Consider the following 23,423-nt stretch of genomic DNA (forward strand, 5'->3'; position numbering starts at 1 on the left):
TGCAAGTCGTGCAGATAAAGCGGTGTCACCGGCCTTTTCGTCGCCCGGGTTGCCGATCACAATTCACTTCTTATCTATCCATTCCGGGCAGCCAATCTTGCTTACTCGGCAAGTCGTTGATGTGGCGCCGTTGTCCGAAGGCCAATTGGACGAAAGGAATTAGATCATGCGAGCAGCTGTTCATCATGCGTTTGGTAACCCCGCCGAAGAACTGAAGGCGGAAGAGGTGGAGGCGCCAAAGCCAGGTCCCGGCGAGGTCCTCATCAAGACCACCCTGTCTGCCATTCACAATCACGACCTGATCACCGTCGAGGGAAATTACGGCTACAAACCAGCGCTTCCGGCAATCGGTGGCAGCGAAGCTGTCGGGGTGATCGAGCAGTTGGGAGAGGGCGTTTCCGGTGTCTCCGTTGGGCAGCGGGTCGCAGTTGTCGGTGTGCATGGCACATGGGCTGAGTATTTTGTCGCAAAAGCCAAGGCCGTCGCCCCGCTTCCCGATGCGATCTCCGATGAGGCCGGCGCGCAGCTGCTCGGCATGCCGCTCAGTGCTTACTTCCTGCTTGATTTCGTCGGTGTTCAGTCCGGTGACTGGGTCATCCAGAACGCAGCCAATGGGGCCGTTGCCAAGGTTTTGGCGATGATCGCCAAGACGCGCGGTATCAATGTCATCAACCTTGTGCGCCGCTCCTCGGCCATTGCCGAGCTGGAAGAGCTCGGCATCACCAATGTTCTGGCGACGGATGACGATGGTTGGCAGGATGCGGTAAAGACAATGACTGGCGACAGCAGTATCAAGGCTGCGGTTGACGGCGTTGCCGGCCCGGATGCCGCCGTATTGATGTCGCTGCTCGGCGAGAACGGGGTCTTTGTGTCCTTTGGTGCCATGTCCGGCAAGCCTTTGTCCCTGTCTGCCAGCGACCTGATCTTCAAGCAGGCTCTGGTGAAGGGATTTTGGCTTGGCAAGATGATGGAGACAATGCCTCAGGAGGAAAAGTTCAAGGGTGTCTCCACGATGATGAAGCTGGTAGCGTCTGGCGACGTGAAGCTTCAGGTTGGTGGAATCTTCGATCTGGACGATATGTCAAAGGCTGCAGCCGCCAGCCGTGAGAGCGGTCGACCCGGTAAAGTTCTCGTTCGACCGTGAGGTTCCGATCGACCTTGGCTCCTCGGACCGCATAGATGTCATCGGACTGTTTCAATCCTGTCTTATGAGCACGTTTTGTGTTTCGAGGAGCCATCTATGACCGACCTTCCTGCGATTGACCTTTCTCCCTTCTCAAAACGTCGCCATCCGGAGCCGCCGCCGCATTTGGGAACGCGCTATGACCGCAGCGGAAGTTTCCTGCGCGAGCCTGGCAACACGGTTGTCTCGCATGTGGTGGATGGCTCCGAGACCCAGAAGGTTTTGGTCGAAGCGCGTCAGCGTTATCTGGATATGACTGAGGCTGCCCAGCTTGCTTTCACGCCGGTCTCCAGCCTGCATATGACGATTTTTCAAGGGGTAATCGAGTATCGCCGCAAATCCGGTTTCTGGCCGCCAGATCTGGCGCTGGACATGCCGATTGACGAGACCACCGTAAGACTGAGAGAGCGCTTGAAAGAATTTACCGGTGGACCGCCGTTCAAGGTGCACGTCGTCGAGGCGCTGCCAACCGGGCTCACTCTGGACGGAATAACCGCTGCGGACCGCAAGGCGTTGCGCGACTGGCGCGACGCGCTGGCCGATATTTTTGGCTACCGTCACCCGGATCACGACAGTTATCGTTTTCACATCACCTTTGCCTATGTGATCCAGCGCTTCGATGACGACGCCTTGACGTCCTGGCAGACGATGCTGGAGCGGGTCGTCGCCGATATCCGTGAGCGCCTCGATCATGTCGAGCTGCGGCCGCCCGCCTTCTGCTCATTTGAAGACATGAACCATTTTGAGGAATTGGTGGTGTTGGCATGCGGCAAGTGACGCCTGGCGTCGAAAAGCGATAGCCGCGGGAAACCGGACGGCGTTCTGATGCGTAGTGATCAGTGAATATGTCTCGATGAGCCGTATTCTATCGTTTGCCGCGCATTGGAGCCCCATCATGATCACTGTCCATTATCTCGACGATTCCCGCGCCCATCGCATTTTGTGGCTGCTGGAGGAGCTAGGGCTTCCCTATGCGATCAAACTCTATCGTCGCGGTTCCGATATGCGCGCACCCGTTGCGCTGAAAGCGGTCCATCCGCTCGGCAAGTCCCCGGTGATCGATGATAATGGCCGGATCATCGCTGAAAGCGGGGCGATCGTCGAATATCTCATCGACACTTATGGAGGAGAGGCGTTACGGCCCGAGGCCGGCACTGAGGAGCGTCTGCGGTATACCTATTGGATGCATTATGCCGAGGGATCGGCCATGCCGCTTTTATTGTTGAAGCTCCTGTTCGGTCGACTGCCGGAGCAGGTGCCCTTCTTCATTCGTCCAGTTGCCGCCCTCATCGCCAAGGGTGCGCTTGCCAAATTCGTCGATCCGCAACTGCACGACCACCTGGGCTTCTGGAACAGCGAGTTGAAGCGGGGAGGCTGGTTTGCCGGCGGCAGCTTTTCAGCCGCTGACATCATCATGAGTTTTCCGGTGGAGGCAGCCGCCAGCCGCGTGCGCTTCGATGGGGATATGAGCGCCATGCGGGCCTATCTCGATTCCATCCGCGCCCGACCAGCCTATCAAAAGGCGCTGGAGCGGGGCGAGTACCGCTATTCCCAGACCTGAAAGCGCCCATCGTCGCAGCCGACCCCACGTCTTTCCAATGGTGCGTGGGAACGCTTTGACCTATAAAGCATTTCAGTGTGATCTTGATCACTTTTCGGGGGAATTGGAATGGAATGGAAGGGTCGGCGGCAGTCGGACAATATCGAGGATCGTCGCGGCGCATCGCGGGGCGGTGGCTTCGGTCGTAATCCGTTCGGAGGCAGGGGTGTTCGCATTCCGAGTGGAGGCCGGCGCGGAGGCGGTCTGAGTATCGGTGCCATCATTTTCATCATGATTGCGATCTTCGTTTTGAAGATGATGGGGATCGACGTGATGCAGATGCTGGACGGCGGCTCGACCCAAGGCAGCGGCTACGAACAGACCACCGGCGCTCAGCCCTCATCTCCGGCCAATGACGACACCACGGCATTTGTGCGGACAGTGCTGGCGGAAACCGAGGACGTCTGGAACGGCATTTTCCAGGCATCGGGCGAGCGCTATCAAGAGCCGACGCTCGTTCTTTTTGCCGGTCGCACGAATTCGGCTTGCGGAACGGCCTCCTCGGCGAGCGGTCCGTTCTATTGCCCATCAGATCAAAAGGTCTATCTCGACACCGCTTTCTTTCGCCAGCTTGCGCAGCAGTTCGGCGCATCCGGTGACTTCGCTCAGGCCTATGTGATTGCCCATGAGGTCGGTCATCATGTGCAGAACCTCACTGGCGTATTGCCGAAGTTCAACCAGGCGCGCCAATCCATGAGTGAGGCAGATGCCAATGCGATGTCGGTGCGGGTTGAACTCCAGGCAGATTGTCTGGCTGGCATTTGGGGAAAATATACCGAGCAGAAGGGGCTGCTTTCGGATGGCGATCTGGAAGAGGCCTTGAACGCCGCGCACCAGATTGGCGACGATGTGCTGCAGAAAAGCGGGCAGGGCTATGTCGTTCCCGACAGCTTTACCCATGGTACCGCCGCGCAGCGCATGAAGTGGTTCAAGCGTGGTTTCGATAGCGGCAAATACAATGCCTGTGACACGTTTTCCGGTGCCATCTGATACTTCGGTCATGATGCGCCAAAAGGGTCCATATGGCCCCTTTTCAATGGGCGCGGGCGCGACAATGTGTGCTCTACACATCAGTTGCTTTGATCGGTCGACCAATTCTTCTGCTTGATCGGTTTTCGGGCTTGCCGCTCATTTTTTAATCATCTATCCCTCGATCATCGCCGCTCGCCAGATCTGCCTGGAAGCGGCTTTTTTCGTCACAGGTGAACGGTCATGGCTATCGAGGCTTCAGCGCATCATATCGGCAAGGCGGACAATCGCTGGAGCGCGCATATTCGCGCGACGCTGTCGCTGGGGATTCCGCTGATCGGCGCACAGCTTGCCCAGGTTGGCATCCACACAACCGATACCGTGATCGTCGGGCAATTGGGTGCCGTTCCATTGGCGGCCATGGTGCTTGCAGGTCAGTTCTTCTTCGTGCTGTTCGTCTTCGGATCGGGCTTTTCGATCGCTGTCGTGCCGATGGTGGCGCAGGCCTATGGCCGAGGCGATGGCGTATCCGTGCGCCGCTCGCTGCGCATGGGCATGTGGGTGGCGCTCGGATTTTCGCTTCTGGTGATGCCGCTGTTTATGAATGCCACACCGGTTCTGCTCGCGCTGGGGCAACAACCTGATGTGGCCTCGCTTGCGGCCGGATATCTGCGGATTGCATTTTTCGGCCTGCCGGCGGGGCTGCTGTTTTATGTGTTGCGGTCCATGGTGAGCGCCATCGGGCGGGCCGGCATCGTTTTGTATGTCACGCTTGCGACCCTCACGCTGAACGGCGTTCTGGCCTATTGCCTGGTGCTTGGTCATTTCGGATTTCCGGCCCTTGGCATGAAGGGCGCGGCAATCGTTGCCGTCATTTCCCAGTGGACGAGTTTCTTTCTGCTCGTCGCTTATGTGCAGACGCGCGAGGAAACCCGCCAATACGAATTGTTCGTGCGCTTCTGGCGGCCGGACTGGCGTGCTCTTGGAGAAGTGCTCTATCTCGGTCTGCCGATCAGCGTGACAATCATTGCCGAGGTCGGTTTCTTCAGTGCGTCTTCCTTGTTGATGGGCAAGATCGGCACGCTGGAACTGGCAGCCCATGGCATTGCGCTTCAGCTCGCGTCCATCGCCTTCATGATCCCGCTTGGCCTTTCTCAAGCTGCAACCGTCAGGGTCGGCGTCGCCCATGGGCGAGGGGACTATGCCGAACTTGTGCGGGCGTCTATCGTCGCCATCGCTATCGGCGTCATTCTCTCGCTGATCTACGGACTTGTGTTCGCCGTGATCCCCGGGCCGCTTGCCGGTATCTTTCTCAATCCGGAAACGCCCAATGCCGCACATGTTCTTACCATCGCGGTTCCGCTCATCATTGTCGGTGGTTTCTTCCAGTTGATGGATGGGCTGCAGGCGATTTTCAGCGGGTTGCTGAGAGGGCTCAAGGACGCGCGGATCCCGATGATCATGGCGCTGATCGCCTATTGGCCCATCGGCATGTTATCGGGCTGGGCTCTGGCATTCCCCCTGGGCTTTGGAGGCGTCGGCATCTGGTTCGGCTTCCTGATCGGCCTTGCCAGCGCGGCACTGATGATGTGCCTGCGCTTTGTCATTCTGCTCAAAAAGGAAATGAAAGCAGCGGGCGTTTAAGCCGTCGGCGAATGGCCAGTCTGCAGGACAGCTTGCCTGGCCTCAAAAAAAGGCCGGTCACGCATGCGACCGGCCTGAACTTCAAGTCTGATATCGTTTTCCGCTTCAGCGTTCCGTCAAAGCCGGCTCGCCCTTGTTTTCGCGCAGCATGTTGACGAAGCGGCGGAACAGATAGTGGCTGTCCTGCGGGCCGGGCGAGGCTTCCGGGTGATGCTGGACCGAGAAGACCGGCTTGCCGACGAGGCGCAGTCCGCAATTGGTGCCGTCAAACAGCGAGATATGGGTCTGCTCGACGCCGTCCGGCAGGGACTTGGCATCGACCGCAAATCCATGATTCATGGATACGATCTCGACCTTTCCGGTGGTGAAATCTTTTACCGGATGGTTGGCGCCGTGGTGGCCCTGATGCATCTTTTCCGTTTTTGCACCAAGCGCGAGACCCAGCATCTGGTGGCCGAGGCAAATGCCGAAGATCGGCAAGCCGCTGTCGATCAGTTTGTTGATGACCGGGACCGCATATTCGCCGGTCGCGGCCGGATCGCCCGGGCCGTTGGACAGGAACACGCCATCCGGAGACATCGCTATGATGTCCTCGGCACTGGTGGATGCCGGAACGATCGTGACCTTGCAATCGAGGCCGGTGAACAGGCGCAGAATGTTGCGCTTCACACCGTAGTCGATGCAGACAACATGGTATTTTGCATCTTGCGGCTCGAGGTCCGCGCTTTCCTCATCCCAGACCCATGGCTTTTCGGTCCACTGCGAAGACTGGCCGGACGTGGCAACCTTTGCGAGGTCGAGACCTTCCAGTCCGCTCCAGGCCTTGGCTTCCGCCTTCAATGTGTCGATGTCGAAGACGCCGTTCGGGTCATGGGCGATGACAGCGTTGGGAGCGCCGTTCTCGCGGATCCATGCGGTGAGCGCGCGGGTATCGACGCCACAAAGGCCGATTACGCCGCGGGCCTTCAACCAGGCATCGAGATCCTTGACCGCGCGATAGTTGGAAGGCTCGGTGATATCGGCCTTGAAGATCACACCGACAGCGCCGTGGCGGGCGGCGGGTGTCAGATCCTCGATATCGTCGTCGTTGGTACCGACATTGCCGATATGGGGGAAGGTGAAGGTGACGATCTGTCCGAGATAGGACGGATCGGTGAGGATTTCCTGATAGCCGGTGAGCGCGGTGTTGAAACACACTTCCGCCTGCACCTTGCCGGTTGCGCCTATGCCGGTGCCCTCGATCACAGTGCCATCGGCGAGAACGAGCAGGGCGGTCGGTTTTGCGGTTGTCCAGGGGGCTGAAGACGTCATGTTCGGTGTCCGTTTCCGGCCGCGCGCAGCCGGTCTTGAAGACCGACGGCGGAAGGGCCATATCTGTCGCAGATCAGGGCGGCGCGAAAATCTCGCACCGAGTGTGTCTGACTATATAATGTCCGTGCAGGTGCCGGAAAATAGTCGGAACGGCTTTCAAGGTCAATTATTCACTGTGGAAAGCGTGGATTTTAATCTCATTGAATTCAATGGGTTGCCAATTTGATTTGCCTGCTGCTCTGGCTATGGATATGACAGCGACAGAAACGTCAAGGAAAAGCCACATTCCGACAGGCTCCCAAACCGGCTTTTTCCCGGAGAAAAAATCATGATGCGTGACAAGCTTGCCAACGTTCTCAAGGAAGCGTTGAAGGCAAAAGACGTGCGACGAACCTCGACGGTCAGGCTGATCCTGACTGCCGTCAAGGATCGCGATATTGCCAATAGAGGCATCGGCAAGGATCCCGTCAGCGATGACGAGATTATGCAGATCCTGATGAAGATGATCAAGCAGCGGGACGAGTCCGCGAAGATTTACGATGACAATGCGCGACCGGAGCTTGCAGCTCAGGAGCGTGAGGAAATCGCTGTTATCAAAAGCTTCATGCCGGAACAGCTGCCGGAAGAAAAGGTGCGTGAACTGTGTGCCTCCGTCATCGATGAAACCGGCGCGCAAGGTCTGCGTGACATGGGGCGCTGCATGAACGCGCTCAAAGAACGCTATCCAGGCAAGATGGACTTCTCCAAGGCCTCGGGCGTGGTGAAGGACCTGTTGAAGTAATCTGGCCGCATTGGCCATTCACATGTGCGACGCCGCTCGGGATCGGGCGGCGCTTTCTCGTTTTTGCCCCGGCGCGTTGTGGATATCGGGAACAACAGGGGGCCAAATCTGGCTCCTGTCGTTTGTGATGATAATGACGCTGGGGTGGCGGCTGTTTGTGTGAAATGATCGCTGACAGAGGTGATGATGCGTTTTTCCAATTCCTTCCTGGACGAGATCCGTGACCGCGTGCCGATTTCGCACGTCATCGGTACGCGTGTGTCCTGGGACAGGAAGAAGACGAATGTTCCGCGTGGCGACTATTGGGCGTGCTGCCCGTTCCACGGCGAAAAAAGTCCGAGCTTTCACTGCGAGGACCAGAAGGGACGTTATCACTGCTTCGGTTGCGGCGTGTCGGGCGACCATTTCCGGTTTTTGACCGATCTGGAAGGCTTGAATTTTCCCGAAGCCGTCGAGCGGATCGCCGATATGGCGGGCATCGCCATGCCGAAGCCTGACGCGCAGGCCGAGCGGCGCGAGCGTGAACGCACGACACTGCAGGACGTGATGGAGCTGGCAACGCAGTTCTTCCAGGAACAATTGCAGATGGCCAGCGGTGCCAAAGCGCGTTCTTATCTACGCGAGCGGGGACTGACCGGCCGCACCATCGAGACCTTTCGTCTGGGCTATGCGCCTGAAAGCCGCAACGCGCTGAAGGAGTATCTGTCGTCCAAGGACGTTCCCAAGGAGCAGATCGAGGCCTGCGGTCTTGTGGTTCACGGGCCGGATATTCCGGTTTCCTACGATCGCTTCCGCGACCGCATCATGTTTCCGATCCTGTCGTCGCGCGAAAAGGTCATTGCATTTGGCGGGCGGGCGATGTCGCCGGATGCCATGGCCAAATATCTCAACTCCAATGAGACCGAGCTCTTTCACAAGGGCAATGTGCTCTACAATTTTGCCCGCGCACGACGCTCGATGCAGGGCGCCGGCGGCGCCGATACCCTGATTGCCGTCGAAGGCTATATGGACGTTATTGCGCTTCACCAGGCTGGCATCGAAAATGCCGTGGCGCCGCTTGGAACTGCCTTGACCGAAAACCAGCTTGATCTTCTGTGGAAGATCACCCCGCTTCCGGTCTTGTGCTTTGACGGTGATGGCGCGGGTATTCGGGCGGCGAGCCGTTCAGCTGAACTGGCACTTCCGCATTTGAAGCCTGGCCGATCGGTCCGCTTTGCATTGTTGCCCGACGGCAAGGATCCGGATGATCTGGTGCGCCACGATGGTCGCGCGCCGTTTGACCGGGTGATTGCCGATGCCAAACCCCTGGCCGAGATGATCTGGCAGCGCGAGATCAGCCAAGGTGGTTTCGATACGCCGGAAAAACGGGCAGAGCTTGAGGGACGGGTCAAGCAGGTGATTGCGGTGATCGGTGACGAAAGCGTGCGCCGCCATTACCAGCAGGATATGCGGGATCGGTTGAATGCATTTTTCCGTCCGTCCTCCGGCTTTCGCAATGAGGGCCAGTCGGGTTACGGGAACAAGGGCCGTCAGGGGCAGGGAGGCCGCCAGCCGCCAGCCGCCAAGGGACCCAGGGGCGCCGGTCTTGGCGGTGCCATTTCCGACCGGCTGACCCGGTCTGGCATGGTGAAGGGCTATATGACCCAGCCGGCCTTGCGGGAAAGCGTTCTGGCGCTTGCTATCGTCAACCATCCTGAACTGCTTCAGGAAGATTATGACGAGCTGGCTGCCATCGATTTTGAACACAAGACGTTGCAGGTGCTCTGGTCAGCGGTGCTGACGGCTGCCGTCAATTCCAGCGCAAGGTTGTCGCGCGACGAGCTTGCCGCCCGTTTGAACGAAGAAGGCCATGGCGAGCTTCTTGCCATGCTCGATCAGCAATTGCGCAATGCCCGGCTGTGGATTGCGACGTCGGAAGCTGCCATCGAAGATGCGCGCGAGGCCTATCGCCAGGCGCTGTCGCTGCACAAGCGTGGCAAGGCGCTGTCGCGTCAAAGACGCGAGCTGGAAACCGAAATGGTTCAGGTCACGGAAGAGGGAGACGGCGAACGGATGAGCCAGTTGATCGGCGCACTTCAGGAGGTGCAGATGGAAATCGCACGGCTTGAAAATCAAGAGGCGATCGTCGACGGGTTCGGTGTCATGTCGGGTCGTGTGAAGGGGGCAGCCATCGGTCACGGCTGAGAATCGGCCCAATTTTATCGTGGAAAAAGTGGAGGCGGTCCAAGATTTGCCTTGTTCGCAAGTGAAAGGCGTAAAAACTTGATGGAAATGGGATTATGCTGCCCGTCAAAGCCGTGTTGCCCTTGTCCGCTGGTACATTCGTCCTAAATAGGCGGAGGAAGTATGATCTTCGCGAAACCGACCGGATGCAACGATTTTACGGAAATTCGTTGGCATTTGTAGCGGAAAGCCTTGACGCCAGACGAAATTGTGGGAATCACCAATCAAGGCATTACGGTTTAAACGGGTCGCGCGGATCAACAAGGGTATCGCCGGTCATTCAATCAAGCGGATGTTTCGGCGTCTGACTGGCACCATTGTGGTTAATCGGGAATTCATACCGTTCCTTTAGAGCATGAGCGAATCATGACGGCGGGCAATTCGCTTGGGCCTAAAGGCCTCGTATCGTGATCTTGAGAAAACGCGCCAGGGAAAGCGACAGGATAGAATGGTAACCAAAGTCAAGGAAAACGAAGAAGCTGAAACCGAGCGCGAAGGCGCTACAGATGGTCCGCTTCTCGATCTTTCGGATGACGCGGTCAAGAAAATGATCAAGGCCGCGAAAAAACGCGGCTACGTCACAATGGATGAGTTGAACTCGGTTCTGCCATCGGAGGAAGTCACCTCCGAGCAGATCGAAGACACCATGTCCATGCTGTCCGACATGGGCATCAATGTCGTAGAGGATGAAGATGTCGAGGAGATGAACTCCGACGACAGCGACGATTCCGAAGAGACAGAGAGCCAGGGCGGCGAACTGGCACCAAGTGCCGGTACCGCAGTCGCGACTGCCAAGAAGAAAGAGCCGACAGACCGTACCGACGACCCGGTGCGCATGTATCTGCGCGAAATGGGTTCGGTAGAGCTTTTGTCGCGCGAAGGCGAAATCGCGATTGCCAAGCGTATCGAGGCTGGCCGCGAAACCATGATCGCCGGTCTGTGCGAAAGCCCGCTGACGTTCCAGGCGCTGATCATCTGGCGTGACGAACTCAACGAAGGCACGACGCTTCTGCGCGAGATCATCGATCTCGAAACCACCTATTCCGGTCCAGAGGCCAAGGCTGCTCCGCAGTTCCAGAGCCCCGAGAAGATCGAGGCCGACCGCAAGCTGGCCGAAGAAAAGGAAAAGACCCGCAAGGCCCGTTCAGCAGACGACGACATTACCAATGTCGGCGGTGAGGGTGGCTCTTCGGAAGAGGAAGACGAAGACGACGACGAATCGAACCTGTCCCTGGCCGCGATGGAAGCAGAGCTTCGCCCGCAGGTCATGGAGACGCTCGACACGATTGCCGACACCTACAAGAAGCTGCGCAAGCTGCAGGATCAGCAGGTCGAGGCGCGTCTTGCCTGTGCCGGTACGCTGTCGACCGGTCAGGAACGTCGCTACAAGGAACTGAAGGATCAGTTGATCACGGCCGTGAAGTCGTTGTCGCTGAACCAGAACCGAGTCGATTCCCTCGTCGAGCAGCTTTACGACATCTCCAAGCGTCTGATGCAGAACGAGGGTCGCCTGCTGCGTCTCGCCGAATCCTATGGCGTGAAACGCGAGGCCTTCCTCGAGCAGTATCAGGGTGCGGAACTTGATCCCAACTGGATGAAGTCCATTGGCAATCTGGCCGGTCGCGGCTGGAAGGAATTCGCCAAGGAAGAAAACCAGATGATCCGCGACCTTCGTGGCGAGATCCAGAACCTTGCGACCGAAACCGGTATTTCCATCACGGAATTCCGCCGTATCGTGTCCATGGTGCAAAAGGGCGAGCGCGAAGCGCGTATCGCCAAGAAAGAGATGGTTGAGGCCAACCTTCGTCTCGTGATCTCGATCGCCAAGAAGTACACCAACCGCGGCCTGCAGTTCCTCGACCTCATCCAGGAAGGCAATATCGGCCTGATGAAGGCGGTCGACAAGTTCGAGTATCGCCGCGGTTACAAGTTCTCGACCTATGCCACATGGTGGATCCGTCAGGCGATCACCCGTTCGATCGCCGACCAGGCTCGCACGATCCGTATTCCGGTGCACATGATCGAGACGATCAACAAGATCGTCCGCACATCGCGCCAGATGCTGCACGAAATCGGTCGCGAGCCGACGCCGGAAGAACTGGCCGAAAAGCTGGCCATGCCGCTCGAAAAGGTCCGCAAGGTCCTGAAGATCGCCAAGGAGCCGATCTCGCTCGAAACCCCCGTGGGTGACGAAGAGGATTCGCATCTGGGCGACTTCATCGAGGACAAGAATGCGCTGCTGCCGATCGACGCTGCCATTCAGGCGAATCTGCGCGAAACCACGACCCGCGTTCTCGCCTCGCTCACGCCGCGCGAAGAACGCGTGCTGCGCATGCGCTTCGGCATCGGCATGAACACCGACCACACGCTCGAAGAGGTTGGTCAGCAGTTCTCGGTGACACGCGAACGTATTCGCCAGATCGAAGCCAAGGCACTGCGCAAGCTCAAGCATCCGAGCCGCTCGCGCAAGCTTAGAAGCTTCCTCGACAGCTGAGGCACTCGCTTTCGAATATTCTCATCCCGGCGTCGTAAAAGACGCCGGGATTTTTGTTTCAGGCACGTGACTGTTTTCCCAGTCCCAGCGCCCGCCAAAAGAAGCTCTGTTGTCATGTCGCTTTCCGTCTTTGCCTTTGTCATGCTGGCTGCATTCTTGCACGCGACATGGAACGCCATCGTCAAAGGTGGCAGTGACAAGCTTTTGACCACGGCGCTTGTCTCCAGTTTTTCCGGGCTTCTGGCGCTCGCTGCATTGCCGTTCCTGCCGCAACCGGCGGCCGAAAGCTGGCCGTATATCGGCGCTTCGGTCTGTTGTCACTTAACCTATTTCAGCCTCATCGCGCGCGCCTATCACATTGGCGATATGAGCCAGACCTATCCGCTGATGCGGGGGGCAGCACCGCTTCTGGTGGCGCTGGTGTCGTTTTTCGTCATCGGCGAATATCTGGCCGGTTTCACATGGGCCGGCATCGCGGTGATCAGCATCGGCGTTCTGGCGCTTGCCTATCGCCCACGCGCAAGCGCCGGCGTGCTGCCGCTCACGGGCGAAGGTTCAGCCGTCGGTACTGCACTTTTGAATGCCTGTGTGATTGCTGCCTATACCCTGATCGACGGCCACGGCGTGCGGCAGTCCGATGCGCCGGTCGCCTATGCGCTCTGGGTCTTTTTTCTCACCTCCATTCCTTTGGCGGGGTGGGCGATCTACACGCGCAAGGGTCTGTTTTTTGACTATCTGCGGGAAAACTGGAGCAGCGGCCTGATCGGTGGCGTCGGCACGTCCGCTTCGTATGGCCTTGCCCTTTGGGCCATGACACTGGCGCCGGTTGCCGTGGTTGCCGCCTTGCGCGAGACCTCCATCCTGTTCGGTGTGGCGATATCGGCTTTCGTGCTGCGCGAGCGTGTCGGCAAACGCCGGATCATGGCAGCTGCGATCATCGCCGCTGGTGTGATTCTTCTGCGGCTATCTTGAAACGAGCGTCTATCCACGTGAGAGCAGGGGACGATCGACATTCCGCGCGTTTGACGCTTTTCACGACAGTACATGTTATCCACCCTTGATCCAGCCATGATTTGACGCCACATCCGGTGCGAGCAGAGAGTATTTATCCATCGGCATGAAAGAGCATTTCCGGAGATATTGGGGACGGTGGGGCGGGAGCGTCGTGATTTCGCTCGTGCTGCATATGCTTGTCATGCTGGTCGTCTTCATCAACCTGCCATTCACGCTGTCCTCACCGGAGAAGGAAGAAACGGTGAGCGTGGAGCTCGTGCCACCGCCGGAAGAGCAACCGCCGCCGGAACAGACGCAAGAGCAGCCGCCCGAAGAGGCCAAGGCGCAGGAAGCGCCTCCCGAGGAGGCCGCTGCACCTGCCGAGGAAGAGCCGAAAGCCGAAGAGAAGGCCGAGGCGCAACCGCCGGAACCACCGCCAGCGCCGGAAGACCCTGAAGAACCACCTGCGCCGCCACCACCGCCGGAAGAGCAGACGCCACCCGAACCTTCGCCACCACCAGAGCCTCCCACGCCAGAACAGGCGCCTGAAGAGCATCCGGCTGCCGAGGAACCAGCGGCGCAAGCGCCAAGCGGAGAGCAGGGGGGCGATGATGCCCGGCGGGTACCCATTCCGGTTCTGAGACCCGTTTTCCAGTTTGGCGACGAAGGAAGCGGTGCGCGTCAGGCGCTGGACGGCGATAGCGTGGAAGAGGGCGAGCAGACACCGGACGAGGCAAAGTCTGAAGACGAGGCCGCTCCGGCAAGACCTGCCGAGAGCGATGCAGAGACTGCGCAAACCGACCAGCCACCGCCACCGACGGATCAACTGCCCGGCGTCGATATTCTGGGTGTCGGGTCGGGTGCCGACGGAATTGCCATAGGTGCCCTGCCTGAGGCCGAGGTTGCTGCCGTGGAGACATCCGACGATCCGTCTGCGACCGCTTCCGGTGGTCCCCAGCCGGATCTTCCCGTCCTCAACGAGGCCAAAAAGCTCTTTTCGCGTGACGCCACCGATGATCCCGTGGCGGTGACGGCAATGGCCAATATTCCCCGCGGCGTGCGGGCGGATCAATTGTGTCTGACCGAACTGCGCGAGCAATTGCGCAATGGTACGCCACCGTACTGGCCGGAGCTATTGCCGTCGCACCGGCTGGACAGGGGAACCGTGTTCGAGATGCGCGACTCTGCCTTCCGCGCAAAGGGGCAGTGGTACAACCTCAACTTCCGCTGCGAGATCGACGAGAAGGCCACCAAGGTCGTGTCCTTCGCCTTCAGTGTCGGCACTGCTATTCCGCGCAGCGACTGGAAACGGCGCGGTCTCCCCCATTGAGTGAGGCGGCCATAATTTACCAGCAATTTCCAGTAAGTAGTCCCCGTTGTTTACTCTTTCTTGGTGCTTCAGAGTCCAGTTTTGTTCAGGCAATCCGTTATTGTTTAAAATAAAAGTATGCTAATTTATATTCTTGTTTCGCTATATCGGTTTGTGCCGACCGGTACCCGCTATGTTGGGGGAGTATATGATTGGCTTGATATTGGTAGCGTTGTGGATCAGTGAGCCGAAAGCAGCGATACCGGATACAGGTGGGGTTTGATGGCATCCAGGACGAATGACGATAGCGTAGAAGCGGTTCAACAGCGGATTGCCCGGCTCGAGCAGTTAGTGGAAAAGGAACGGGCTGCACGTCGTCACGCCGAACAATTGCTGGCGGAAAAATCGAAGGCGTTATCGCTCACTAACCAGTCGCTGTTGCGTCTTGCTGAAGATCTTGAGACGCGGGTGAAAGAACGCACGGGCGAACTGGCACTGGAGCGCGAGCGCGCCGTTTTGCTGGCTCGTGAAGACCAACTGACAGGTCTGGCAAACCGTCGTTTTTACAATGAATTTCTGGCGGACGCCTGTGCCAAAGCAGTGGCAGAGGGTAGCCAGCTTGCACTTTTTCTCATCGACATCGATCATTTCAAACATCTTAACGACGGCCTTGGCCATGAGGCAGCAGATGATATTCTGAAACTGGTGGCCCAGCGGTTGTGCGACATCTGGCCGGATGCGCTGATCTCGAGACTGGGGGGCGATGAATTCGCGGTGATCGCGAAAGTGACCGGTGACCATCTTGCGCTCGAGGCAGACGCCAGTCGTGTGTCCACAGCCTTTGCCGTACCGTTTGGCGATCAGGGGCGCGACATCGAGCTCTCCTGTTCGGTGGGGTTCGCCGTCTTGCCACAGGATGCGCAGACCGCTGGCGACCTGCAACGATACAGCGATATGGCGCTGACGGCCTCCAAGAGAAACGGCCGGCGTTCAACGACAGCGTTCAACGCCGTGTTGCGGGACGAGGTTGAGGAGAAAATGCGTCTGGGTACGGAACTCGCGGAGGCGATTTCAGGTGGCCAGATCATTCCCTGGTTTCAACCCATCGTGGATGCTTCGACGGGACGCATCAAGGGGCTTGAAGCCCTGGCGCGGTGGGAGCATCCAGAGCGTGGGCTGTTGTCGCCGCATCAGTTCATCCCGCTCGCCGAAGAGCGCAAGCTGATGGATGCGCTGTTTCAGTCGATCACCCGACAATCGTGTCAGGCGGCGCTGCCCCATGTCGTTTCAGGCCGGTTGGACTATCTCTCGGTCAATGTGTCGCCGAGCCAGTTCCGGTGGAATGAAATGTCCACCACGATCAGGGATCTTCTGAAGGAGATTGGCTTTCCGCCCAGGGCGCTCGCCCTGGAGATTACCGAGGAACTGGTCTTTGCCGATGTTGCGGCGTCGCTCAGGGAATTGTCGCGGATTTCCCAGCAAGGGATCAGGATTGCGCTTGATGATTTCGGAACCGGTTATTCGAATATCGCGGCGTTGCGTCGCTTGCCGATCGACTGGTTGAAGCTGGATCGCAGCCTGATCGTCGATATCGATCATGAGCGTGTGGATCAGGAAATCATCTATGCTGTGCTCATCATGGCGCGCGGCCTCGATCTCGAGGTGATTGCCGAGGGCATAGAGACGCCTGCGCAGGCCGACTGGCTTCTGAGTGCCGGTTGTCGCAGGCACCAGGGGTTTTTCTATGGCAAGCCATCGCCTATCCAGGACCTCGTCCCTCACTTCGCATGAGCTATCCGGTGTCGGGGCTTCCTTGACCGGACAGCAATCGCGGGCGATTTTCCGTTCTGCCACAATCTCAGGAGACGCTTGATGCCACAGACTGTTTTAACCATCGAGACGCGCGGGCAGGGCCTCTACGAGTTCACCGACAAGTCACAGGACTTCGTCCGGCAGCATTCGCCGGAAGAGGGCCTGCTCAGCCTATTCGTGCGCCATACCTCGGCGTCGCTGCTCATTCAGGAAAATGCCGATCCTGACGTCAAACGCGATCTGAAAGAATTTTTTCGAAGACTGGTCCCGCCGTCTTCCGACCCGTCGATGAAATGGGTGGTCCATACGATGGAGGGTGAAGACGATATGCCGGCGCATATAAAATCGGCGCTCACACAGGTGTCGCTATCGGTGCCGGTTCATCGCGGCCGGCTGATGCTGGGAACCTGGCAGGGGCTCTATCTGTTCGAGCATCGCGACCGTCCGCACCGGCGCGAGATCATTCTGCATCTTGGATCCTGATTGGCAGAAGACGTTAAAAAATAAAATAAAATAAACGATTTCAGGTTCTTGATCGAATGAATGGAAACTGAACGGCAGGTTCGGACTGCATTCAGGCGGCAGGTCATATCTTCTTCTCAATCGCTCAGACGACAGCGAGATTGCCATCCCGGCCCACAGGATCAAGAGGAGAAGACCATGACCAATATGATCGCAAAGGCAGGTGCTGCCGCTTTGATCGCCATCGCATCGCTCACCGCAACCGTATCGACAGCATCGGCTGGAGGCTATGGCCATGGGTCAGGAGCGGGCTTCACCATCCAGTTCGGCGAACGCGGCCACAATAAAGGCCATAACAGCCACAATCGTCATCATTCCCGCCAGTTTGCCGCCTGCGCACCCCGTCATGCCGTGAAGAAGGCGCGCTGGAACGGTCTGCACCGCGCCCATATCCAGCGCGTTTCTCCTCGCCATGTCGTGGTATCCGGCTATCGCCACCACCGCCATGACCGGATGGTCTTTGCCAATGTTCCAGGCTGCCCGCTGATCCGTCGCTAAGCAACGGTTTCAGGCCGTCCGGACCTCGTCCCTGATTACCGGATGGCTGGCGCCACTGTGTCTCTCCGCCCAGAGCGGGTTGGCACGGTGGCGCCTTTTTTTGTTATTGGTCGATGGCGTAGGTGATGTTGACGGTGACCGAATAGCTGTTTTCACCGCCGGCAATCGGCACGGCATCGGAGGCTTCCTTCGCCATCGCCATGCGATAGGCCGGCTGCGGCATGGGCCGGGCGAAATTCTCGCTCATTTCGACGATACGGCCCAGCTTGACGCCGGCAGCTTCCGTCAGTGCCCGCGCCTTGGCAATTGCCTCATCGACGGCCTGTTTGCGGGCCGCCGTCACGGCCTCCTTCGGGTCGTCATTGGTGAATTGCACATTGCCGCTCTCGTTGACGCCCAGCGTGACGGACTTGTCGAGGATAGCGCCGAGTTTCTTCAGGTCGCGGACCTTGACGGTCAGGCGATTGCTCACCTGATATCCATCGATCTTCGGCGACTGGTAGCCGCCGTCGCTGTTCTTTTCCTGGGTGTAGCGCGGATTGACCGAAAAATCGGAGGTCTGGATATCCTTGTCGGCGATGCCTTCGCCTTTCAGGGCATCCAGAACGGCCGTCATTGCGGTGTTGCTTTCTTTCATCGCATCGGCCGCGGTTTCGGCTTCGCGCACGACTGCCAGCGAGAGAATCGCCATATCGGGCGCAATGGCTGATTCGCCTTCGCCGGAAACCATGATGACCGCTTCGCGTGGCTTTTCCTGATCCGCAAAGGCGATGCCTGGCAGAGCTGGAACAGTGGCCAGCATGACGGCCAGGCTCGCGAGGGTGGGCTTAACGCTCGACATTTTATGCTTCCTTCAATCAGACTGGCCCCGTTATGACGGCCATTAAGAGGCATGTGAAGCCTATGATTGTGAAGCGAATACGGCAACGGCTTGTCGTGCCGAACGAAATGGGCTAAGCGATTGCCCAAGCGGGTGCCATTGCCCGCGCTCTGGCAAATGAAGCCGGGCAGGGCCTGTAGCTCAATGGTTAGAGCCGGCGGCTCATAACCGCTTGGTTGGGAGTTCGAGTCTCTCCAGGCCCACCATTTTTTATCTTCGGACTTCACCGTCGAATCAGTGGGGTATCCTACCTGCGCTGATTCTTTTTCTCGGCCTTTGGCGTTTTTCCGGTCGCACGGTCTCTTCCTCGGCGTTCGCCCAGGCTTTTTGTGTTGAGCGCGTCCTCAACCAGAAGCTTTTTCCAGCGCTCAAGCCGGCTCTGATCGATCTCACCGCGCTCGGTTGCCGCGCGCACGGCACAGCCGGGTTCGCTTTCGTGGCGGCAATCGCGAAAGCGGCAGGATTCGGTCAGCTCGGTGATGTCGGTGAACACCTCCTCGATACCTTGCTGAACGTCCGCCAGTTGCAATTCGCGCATGCCGGGCGTGTCGATCAGCCAGCCACCGCTTTCGAGCCTGTGCAGTTGCCTCGATGATGTGGTGTGCCGGCCCTTTGCGTCATCCTCTCGGATGGCCTGGGTCGAGATCGCGTCCGCTCCGGTCAGGGTGTTGATCAGGGTCGACTTGCCGACGCCGGATGAGCCGACAAACGCCACCGTCTGCCCCCTGCCGCACCATGGATGGAGGGTTGCCACCTGATCGGGCTTTCGTGCGTCGACAAGGATGACTTCAAGTCCTTGAAAGAGCTCGACCGCCGACTGGCGAAATGTTTCGGCGTCGTCCACGAGGTCTGACTTGGTGACGACGACGACGGGGGTAACGTCGGCTTCTCTTGCCAGCGTCAGATAGCGTTCGAGGCGGGCAATGTTGAAATCCTGGTTACAGGAGGTCACGATGAAGAGTGTGTCGATATTGGCGGCGATCAATTGCAGGCCGCGCCTCTTTCCCGGCGCGCGGCGCTTGATGAGGCTCGATCTGCGCAACAGGCGCAGGGGCTGACAGGTGCCGGGATCCAGCAGAAGCCAGTCGCCGACCGTTGCAAAGCCTGCGGCATCGCCATCGCCTGCTGAAAAATGAGCAACAGTCCGGTCTATGTCGACGCCCAGAACATGCAGGACCGAGCGATGGACTGCGGTGACCCTGCAAATCTCGAAAAGCGGCAATTCATCCGCTTCGAGTTGCTGCATGAAAAACGAACGCCAGCCGAGATCGGATAGATCGAAGAGCTCTCCCGAAACGGGCTCCTGTCGATTTGATGGCACGCTTGACCCTTAAATTGCTAGACCCTGGCTGTGATAACGGCAACGGTTGTCGTTGTCGTCTGAAAATCGTCGCTGGGTCCCATGCAAGTGCTCTCGCTGCTTGCGATCGGATCGACTATTCGGCATGCGTGAAGGATTGTCCAGCGGCGATCGGCCATGACAGCATGAGGGCTCAATTAGCCTCTGCGCAAGCCGAGACGCCTGGACAGGTTAACGATCTCCGGCGAGAGACAATCAAACGACTTTCAGCCAGCCCAGTCCGTCCGCAGTTGAGCCGACCGGACGGTATTCGCACCCGACATAACCCTGATAGCCTATGGCGTCGATCTCGGCGAAGATGTGGAGGTCGTTCAGCTCTCCGCTCATGGGCTCGTGGCGCTCGGGAACAGAGGCAATCTGGATGTGGCCGATATGGGGTGCCATGCGGCGAAGCGCGACGATCACGTCGCCATGCAGGATCTGGCGGTGATAGATATCAAATTGCAGCTTCACATGCGGCGCGTCGGCTTCGATGACGAAACCAATTGCCTGGTCGAAGTCGTTGAGGAAATAGCCCGGCATGTCGCGGCCATTGATCGGCTCGATCACCAGGCCGATGCCGGCCTCTCCGGTACGCTCTGCAGCACGCTTGAGGTTTTCGCGGTAGCAGGCGATCGCCGCGGCATCGTCAGATGGCGCAATCCCCGCCATCGTGTGCAGAAACGATGTTCCAATAACCTTGCCGTAAGCGATTGCCATGGCGAGCGCTTCGGTGAAGTCGGCTTCCCGTCCGGGAAGGGACGCCAGTCCGCGCTCACCGGCTGCCCAATCGCCGGGCGGCATGTTGAAGAGTGCCTGTTTGAGGCCGGCATCGGCCAGTCGTGCGGCAATGGTTTCGGCTGGATGATCATAGGGGAAGAGAAATTCGACTGCCTTAAAGCCACACTCGGCTGCGGCGCGAAAGCGATCTAGAAATGGCACCTCGGTAAACATCATCGAGAGATTGGCGGCGAATCTGGGCATTTCAGTCTTCCTCTTCCATTCCAACATGCGTGCCAAAGGGCCTTGGACACACCTTGCCCACTCACTTGCCGGAACGACCTTGTCGGGAGGGACAATAAGTCAGGGGGGCGCTGAAGGAAATGGCCAAGGGCTCAGCTGGAACGCATCATCCCGATCTCCCTTTCGGCCCTATTGCTGTCGCGATAGCGACGCGGTTCGGGGATGGGGACAGCCGACATGAGGGCTTGCGTATAGTCGTTGCCGGGGTTCTCGAATACCTGCCGGCGTGTGCCCATTTCGACGATCTGGCCGCCGCGCATGACGGCCACGTGGTGTGCCATCTTTTCGATCACGGCCATGTCGTGGGAAATGAACAGATAGGCGAGACCCATCTGCTCTTGCAGTTCCAGCATCAGGTCGAGCACACGGCCACGCACCGATACGTCGAGCGCTGCAACGCTTTCGTCGGCAACGATCAGCTTGGGCTCCAGGGCCAGCGCGCGGGCGATGCAAATCCGTTGCCGTTGCCCGCCGGAGAATTCGTGTGGGTAGCGTCCGGCCGCATCGGGTGTCAGCCCGACGCGTTTGAGGAGGGCGGCAACGCGGTCGCGGCGCTCGGAAGCATTGCCGATATTGTGGATCACCAACGGCTCGGCGACCGCCGATCCCACATTCATGCGCGGGTCGAGCGAGGCGTAGGGATCCTGAAAGATCATTTGTGCCGCACGACGGATCGGCAACATGATCGACGGGGACGACTGAAATACCTCGCGTCCGGCAATGCGAACGCTGCCGTCAAAGGGAATGAGGCCGAGCACGGCCTTGCCGGTGGTCGATTTGCCCGAGCCGCTTTCACCAACCAGCCCCAGCGTCTCGCCAGCCTTCAAGGAAAAGTTGATATTGCTGACGGTGGGCGGTGGGGCGGTGCCACGACCCAACCAGCCGCTTTTTGCGCCATAGGTGACGCTTAGCTCGGCCACCTCGAGGATCGGTTGCGGCTGGGCCGGGAGACGAGCGGCCTCGGTGACGCGTGGGGGACCGTCGGTTCCGGCGAGTGCCCCCAGATGCGGGACCGCAGCGAGCAGTTCCCGCGTATAGGGTTCGGCCGGTGTCTCGAAGATGTCGATAACATCGCCCTGTTCGACGATGCGGCCATTCTGCATGATGGCGACACGATCGGCCATCTCGGCCACGACGCCCATGTCGTGGGTGATCATCAGGATGGAGGTGTCGAATTCCTGGCGTAGTTCGCGCATCAGGGTAAGGATCTGGGCCTGGACTGTCACGTCCAGCGCTGTCGTTGGCTCGTCGGCGATCAGCACCTTTGGCTGGCACGACAGCGCCATGGCGATCATCACGCGCTGGCGCATGCCACCGGAAAGTTCATGGGGAAATTGCGTGAGGCGGTGGGCTGCCTGCGTCATATGCACGGCATCGAGCATCTGTTTTGCCACGATTTCCGGGCTTTGCGTGAGATCGTCGCGATGTTCGCGGATGGCCTCGGTCAGTTGCGCGCCGATGGTCATGACCGGATTGAGCGAGGTCATAGGCTCCTGGAAGATCATGGCGATCTCGCCACCCCTTATCCGGCGCATGGCCCGTTCCGAAAGACCGAGCAAATTGCGCTCGCCGAGGCGGATTTCGCCTGAGGCCACACGCAGCGATGCCTTTGGCAAAAGCCCCATGGTGGCAAGAGAGGTTACCGATTTACCGGAGCCGGATTCGCCCGCAAGGCACAAAGTCTCGCCGGCGTTGAGCGTAAAGCTCACACCGTCGAGAATGCGCTTCAGACCGGTCGGTGTGCGGGCGTCGACCGAGAGATTGCGGACCGAAAGAACCGGCGCTGTGCCTTTTTGTTGCTGTGTCACGAAAGGACGATCCTCGGGAAGTAGAAGGAAACGACCCAGTTGGGGGCGTCGACGATTTCGCTGATCCTCAGATCACCGCAGACCGAGCACAGGAGATAGGCGTCGACGGCGCTCATGCCGTGCTCACTGCCCAGCAAGTCGATCATCCGCATGAGGGCTTCGCGAGCCCCTGTCATCAGATCGGGTCCGATGCCGGTGGTGACTTCGTAACCGGCGCCATCGAGGTGGCGGGTGACAGGCTCGGTTACCGTGAAGCGTGGGCTCTTCAGGTTGGCACCCTTGACCAGATCGAGCGTCAGCTCGACATTCATCTGGCTTTCGATCGCGGTTCCGCAGACCTCGCCATCGCCCTGGGCCGCGTGGGTGTCGCCAACAGAGAACAAGGCGCCCTTGCATTCCACGGGCAGGTAAAGCGTGACGCCGGCCGACAGGTCGCGGATATCCATATTGCCGCCGACGCGACGTGGCGGCACGACCGAATGGAGGCCGGGCTCTGCAGGGGCGACACCGATGGTGCCGGTGAAGGGCTTCAGCGGTACCTTGCCGCCTGGGCCATAGGCTGCGGGCGCCATGGTCTGGGTATCGTAGGTCCATACATGCAGTGCCGGATCGGCGAACTGATCTGCCAGCAGGCCAAAGCCCGGAATATTGGCGGTCCAGCCGTAGCCGCACGGGTGGAACTTGTTGATGGTGACTTTCAGCGCATCACCGGGTTCAGCGCCCTCGACATAGACTGGGCCGGAGACCGGGTTGATCTTACCGAAATCGAGATTGGCGAGTGTGTCGAGCGTCGCATCGGGGCCGATCTGGCCGCCGGAGGAATCCAGGCACTCAAACAGAATGGTTTCGCCCGGCTTTGCCGTCAGGGATGGCGGGAAATCCTTGTTCCAGCCGAAATTATGTTGAGCGCTATGGATGGTGTGGTTGCATGCGACGCACATTGTTGAAGCTCCCTAGAAATAGGCGACTGCCCCTTTCGCCTTGAACCCTCTCCCCGAATGGGGAGAGGGGCGTTTGAGAGGCAATTTCGCTGT

General features: G+C 58.8%; 19 protein-coding genes and 1 tRNA gene. 14 read left to right on the top strand and 6 right to left on the bottom strand.

Features of this window, described 5'->3' with window-relative positions; translation table 11 throughout:
• Positions 1-166: 166 nt before the first annotated feature.
• The 5 genes from ACWPM9_RS07485 (at position 167) to ACWPM9_RS07505 (ending at position 5,396) form a co-directional block, all read left to right on the top strand.
• Complete coding sequence (locus tag ACWPM9_RS07485; RefSeq protein ID WP_484757269.1) at positions 167-1,144, top strand: zinc-binding dehydrogenase; 978 nt, start codon at positions 167-169, stop codon at positions 1,142-1,144.
• Positions 1,145-1,240: 96 nt separating this feature from the next.
• Complete coding sequence (locus ACWPM9_RS07490; RefSeq protein WP_484757270.1) at positions 1,241-1,960, top strand: DUF1868 domain-containing protein; 720 nt, start codon at positions 1,241-1,243, stop codon at positions 1,958-1,960.
• Positions 1,961-2,078: 118 nt separating this feature from the next.
• Positions 2,079-2,744, top strand: coding sequence for a glutathione S-transferase family protein (locus tag ACWPM9_RS07495; protein WP_484757617.1), 666 nt, complete (start codon positions 2,079-2,081; stop codon positions 2,742-2,744).
• 108 nt (positions 2,745-2,852) lie between these two features.
• Positions 2,853-3,773, top strand: a complete 921-nt coding sequence (gene ypfJ / locus ACWPM9_RS07500) for a KPN_02809 family neutral zinc metallopeptidase (protein WP_484757271.1) — start codon at positions 2,853-2,855, stop codon at positions 3,771-3,773.
• Positions 3,774-3,995: 222 nt separating this feature from the next.
• The gene (locus ACWPM9_RS07505) at positions 3,996-5,396 is read left to right on the top strand and encodes an MATE family efflux transporter (protein WP_484757272.1); all 1,401 of its coding nucleotides are present in this window, start codon (positions 3,996-3,998) and stop codon (positions 5,394-5,396) included.
• 105 nt (positions 5,397-5,501) lie between these two features.
• Here the strand turns inward: ACWPM9_RS07505 and carA are convergent, their stop codons facing one another.
• Entirely contained in the window at positions 5,502-6,707 is a 1,206-nt protein-coding gene (gene carA / locus ACWPM9_RS07510; RefSeq protein ID WP_484757273.1) for a glutamine-hydrolyzing carbamoyl-phosphate synthase small subunit, read from the bottom strand.
• 331 nt (positions 6,708-7,038) lie between these two features.
• Between carA and ACWPM9_RS07515 the strand changes: the two genes are divergently transcribed.
• From ACWPM9_RS07515 to ACWPM9_RS07550, 8 genes are all read left to right on the top strand, one after another.
• Positions 7,039-7,488, top strand: a complete 450-nt coding sequence (locus ACWPM9_RS07515; protein WP_484757618.1) for a GatB/YqeY domain-containing protein — start codon at positions 7,039-7,041, stop codon at positions 7,486-7,488.
• Positions 7,489-7,674: 186 nt separating this feature from the next.
• Positions 7,675-9,672, top strand: coding sequence for a DNA primase (gene dnaG, locus ACWPM9_RS07520; protein ID WP_484757619.1), 1,998 nt, complete (start codon positions 7,675-7,677; stop codon positions 9,670-9,672).
• 487 nt (positions 9,673-10,159) lie between these two features.
• Positions 10,160-12,205 carry an RNA polymerase sigma factor RpoD gene (gene rpoD, locus ACWPM9_RS07525; protein WP_428187251.1) on the top strand — a complete coding sequence of 682 codons (2,046 nt, stop codon included), beginning with the start codon at positions 10,160-10,162 and terminating at the stop codon, positions 12,203-12,205.
• A 114-nt stretch (positions 12,206-12,319) separates the two neighbouring features.
• On the top strand, positions 12,320-13,177 hold the full coding sequence (locus ACWPM9_RS07530) for an EamA family transporter (protein WP_484757274.1): 858 nt from the start codon (positions 12,320-12,322) through the stop codon (positions 13,175-13,177).
• Between the two features lie 193 nt (positions 13,178-13,370).
• Complete coding sequence (locus ACWPM9_RS07535) at positions 13,371-14,528, top strand: DUF930 domain-containing protein (RefSeq protein WP_484757275.1); 1,158 nt, start codon at positions 13,371-13,373, stop codon at positions 14,526-14,528.
• A 261-nt stretch (positions 14,529-14,789) separates the two neighbouring features.
• Positions 14,790-16,298, top strand: coding sequence for a putative bifunctional diguanylate cyclase/phosphodiesterase (locus tag ACWPM9_RS07540; RefSeq protein ID WP_484757276.1), 1,509 nt, complete (start codon positions 14,790-14,792; stop codon positions 16,296-16,298).
• A gap of 81 nt (positions 16,299-16,379) precedes the next feature.
• Entirely contained in the window at positions 16,380-16,802 is a 423-nt protein-coding gene (locus tag ACWPM9_RS07545) for a secondary thiamine-phosphate synthase enzyme YjbQ (RefSeq protein WP_484757277.1), read from the top strand.
• Between the two features lie 177 nt (positions 16,803-16,979).
• Positions 16,980-17,339 carry a hypothetical protein gene (locus ACWPM9_RS07550; RefSeq protein ID WP_428187246.1) on the top strand — a complete coding sequence of 120 codons (360 nt, stop codon included), beginning with the start codon at positions 16,980-16,982 and terminating at the stop codon, positions 17,337-17,339.
• 103 nt (positions 17,340-17,442) lie between these two features.
• Here ACWPM9_RS07550 and ACWPM9_RS07555 read toward each other — a convergent pair whose 3' ends face one another.
• Positions 17,443-18,180, bottom strand: coding sequence for an SIMPL domain-containing protein (locus ACWPM9_RS07555; protein WP_428187245.1), 738 nt, complete (start codon positions 18,178-18,180; stop codon positions 17,443-17,445).
• 169 nt (positions 18,181-18,349) lie between these two features.
• Here ACWPM9_RS07555 and ACWPM9_RS07560 point away from each other — a divergent pair.
• Positions 18,350-18,425, top strand: a tRNA-Ile gene (locus ACWPM9_RS07560).
• Positions 18,426-18,466: 41 nt separating this feature from the next.
• Here ACWPM9_RS07560 and rsgA read toward each other — a convergent pair.
• The 4 genes from rsgA to ACWPM9_RS07580 form a co-directional block, all read right to left on the bottom strand.
• Positions 18,467-19,465, bottom strand: a complete 999-nt coding sequence (gene rsgA, locus ACWPM9_RS07565; protein WP_484757620.1) for a ribosome small subunit-dependent GTPase A — start codon at positions 19,463-19,465, stop codon at positions 18,467-18,469.
• A gap of 309 nt (positions 19,466-19,774) precedes the next feature.
• Positions 19,775-20,542 carry a 2-oxo-tetronate isomerase gene (otnI, locus tag ACWPM9_RS07570; protein ID WP_484757278.1) on the bottom strand — a complete coding sequence of 256 codons (768 nt, stop codon included), beginning with the start codon at positions 20,540-20,542 and terminating at the stop codon, positions 19,775-19,777.
• Positions 20,543-20,673: 131 nt separating this feature from the next.
• Complete coding sequence (locus ACWPM9_RS07575) at positions 20,674-22,389, bottom strand: ABC transporter ATP-binding protein (RefSeq protein WP_484757279.1); 1,716 nt, start codon at positions 22,387-22,389, stop codon at positions 20,674-20,676.
• On the bottom strand, positions 22,386-23,330 hold the full coding sequence (locus ACWPM9_RS07580; RefSeq protein ID WP_428187242.1) for an acetamidase/formamidase family protein: 945 nt from the start codon (positions 23,328-23,330) through the stop codon (positions 22,386-22,388). The genes ACWPM9_RS07575 and ACWPM9_RS07580 overlap by 4 nt, the downstream gene beginning before the upstream one ends.
• Positions 23,331-23,423 lie beyond the last annotated feature (93 nt).

The sequence above is a fragment of the Agrobacterium sp. H141 genome (assembly GCF_057158725.1).

Coding starts and splice junctions, on each gene's coding strand:
- ACWPM9_RS07540 (WP_484757276.1), top strand. CDS start 14,790: ATGGCATCCAGGACGAATGACGATAGCGTAGAAGCGGTTCAACAGCGG.
- ACWPM9_RS07515 (WP_484757618.1), top strand. CDS start 7,039: ATGCGTGACAAGCTTGCCAACGTTCTCAAGGAAGCGTTGAAGGCAAAA.
- rsgA (WP_484757620.1), bottom strand. CDS start 19,465: ATGCAGCAACTCGAAGCGGATGAATTGCCGCTTTTCGAGATTTGCAGG.
- ACWPM9_RS07555 (WP_428187245.1), bottom strand. CDS start 18,180: ATGTCGAGCGTTAAGCCCACCCTCGCGAGCCTGGCCGTCATGCTGGCC.
- ACWPM9_RS07530 (WP_484757274.1), top strand. CDS start 12,320: ATGTCGCTTTCCGTCTTTGCCTTTGTCATGCTGGCTGCATTCTTGCAC.
- ACWPM9_RS07545 (WP_484757277.1), top strand. CDS start 16,380: ATGCCACAGACTGTTTTAACCATCGAGACGCGCGGGCAGGGCCTCTAC.
- ACWPM9_RS07580 (WP_428187242.1), bottom strand. CDS start 23,330: ATGTGCGTCGCATGCAACCACACCATCCATAGCGCTCAACATAATTTC.
- ACWPM9_RS07490 (WP_484757270.1), top strand. CDS start 1,241: ATGACCGACCTTCCTGCGATTGACCTTTCTCCCTTCTCAAAACGTCGC.
- ACWPM9_RS07550 (WP_428187246.1), top strand. CDS start 16,980: ATGACCAATATGATCGCAAAGGCAGGTGCTGCCGCTTTGATCGCCATC.
- ACWPM9_RS07495 (WP_484757617.1), top strand. CDS start 2,079: ATGATCACTGTCCATTATCTCGACGATTCCCGCGCCCATCGCATTTTG.
- dnaG (WP_484757619.1), top strand. CDS start 7,675: ATGCGTTTTTCCAATTCCTTCCTGGACGAGATCCGTGACCGCGTGCCG.
- otnI (WP_484757278.1), bottom strand. CDS start 20,542: ATGCCCAGATTCGCCGCCAATCTCTCGATGATGTTTACCGAGGTGCCA.
- rpoD (WP_428187251.1), top strand. CDS start 10,160: ATGGTAACCAAAGTCAAGGAAAACGAAGAAGCTGAAACCGAGCGCGAA.
- ACWPM9_RS07485 (WP_484757269.1), top strand. CDS start 167: ATGCGAGCAGCTGTTCATCATGCGTTTGGTAACCCCGCCGAAGAACTG.
- carA (WP_484757273.1), bottom strand. CDS start 6,707: ATGACGTCTTCAGCCCCCTGGACAACCGCAAAACCGACCGCCCTGCTC.
- ACWPM9_RS07505 (WP_484757272.1), top strand. CDS start 3,996: ATGGCTATCGAGGCTTCAGCGCATCATATCGGCAAGGCGGACAATCGC.
- ypfJ (WP_484757271.1), top strand. CDS start 2,853: ATGGAATGGAAGGGTCGGCGGCAGTCGGACAATATCGAGGATCGTCGC.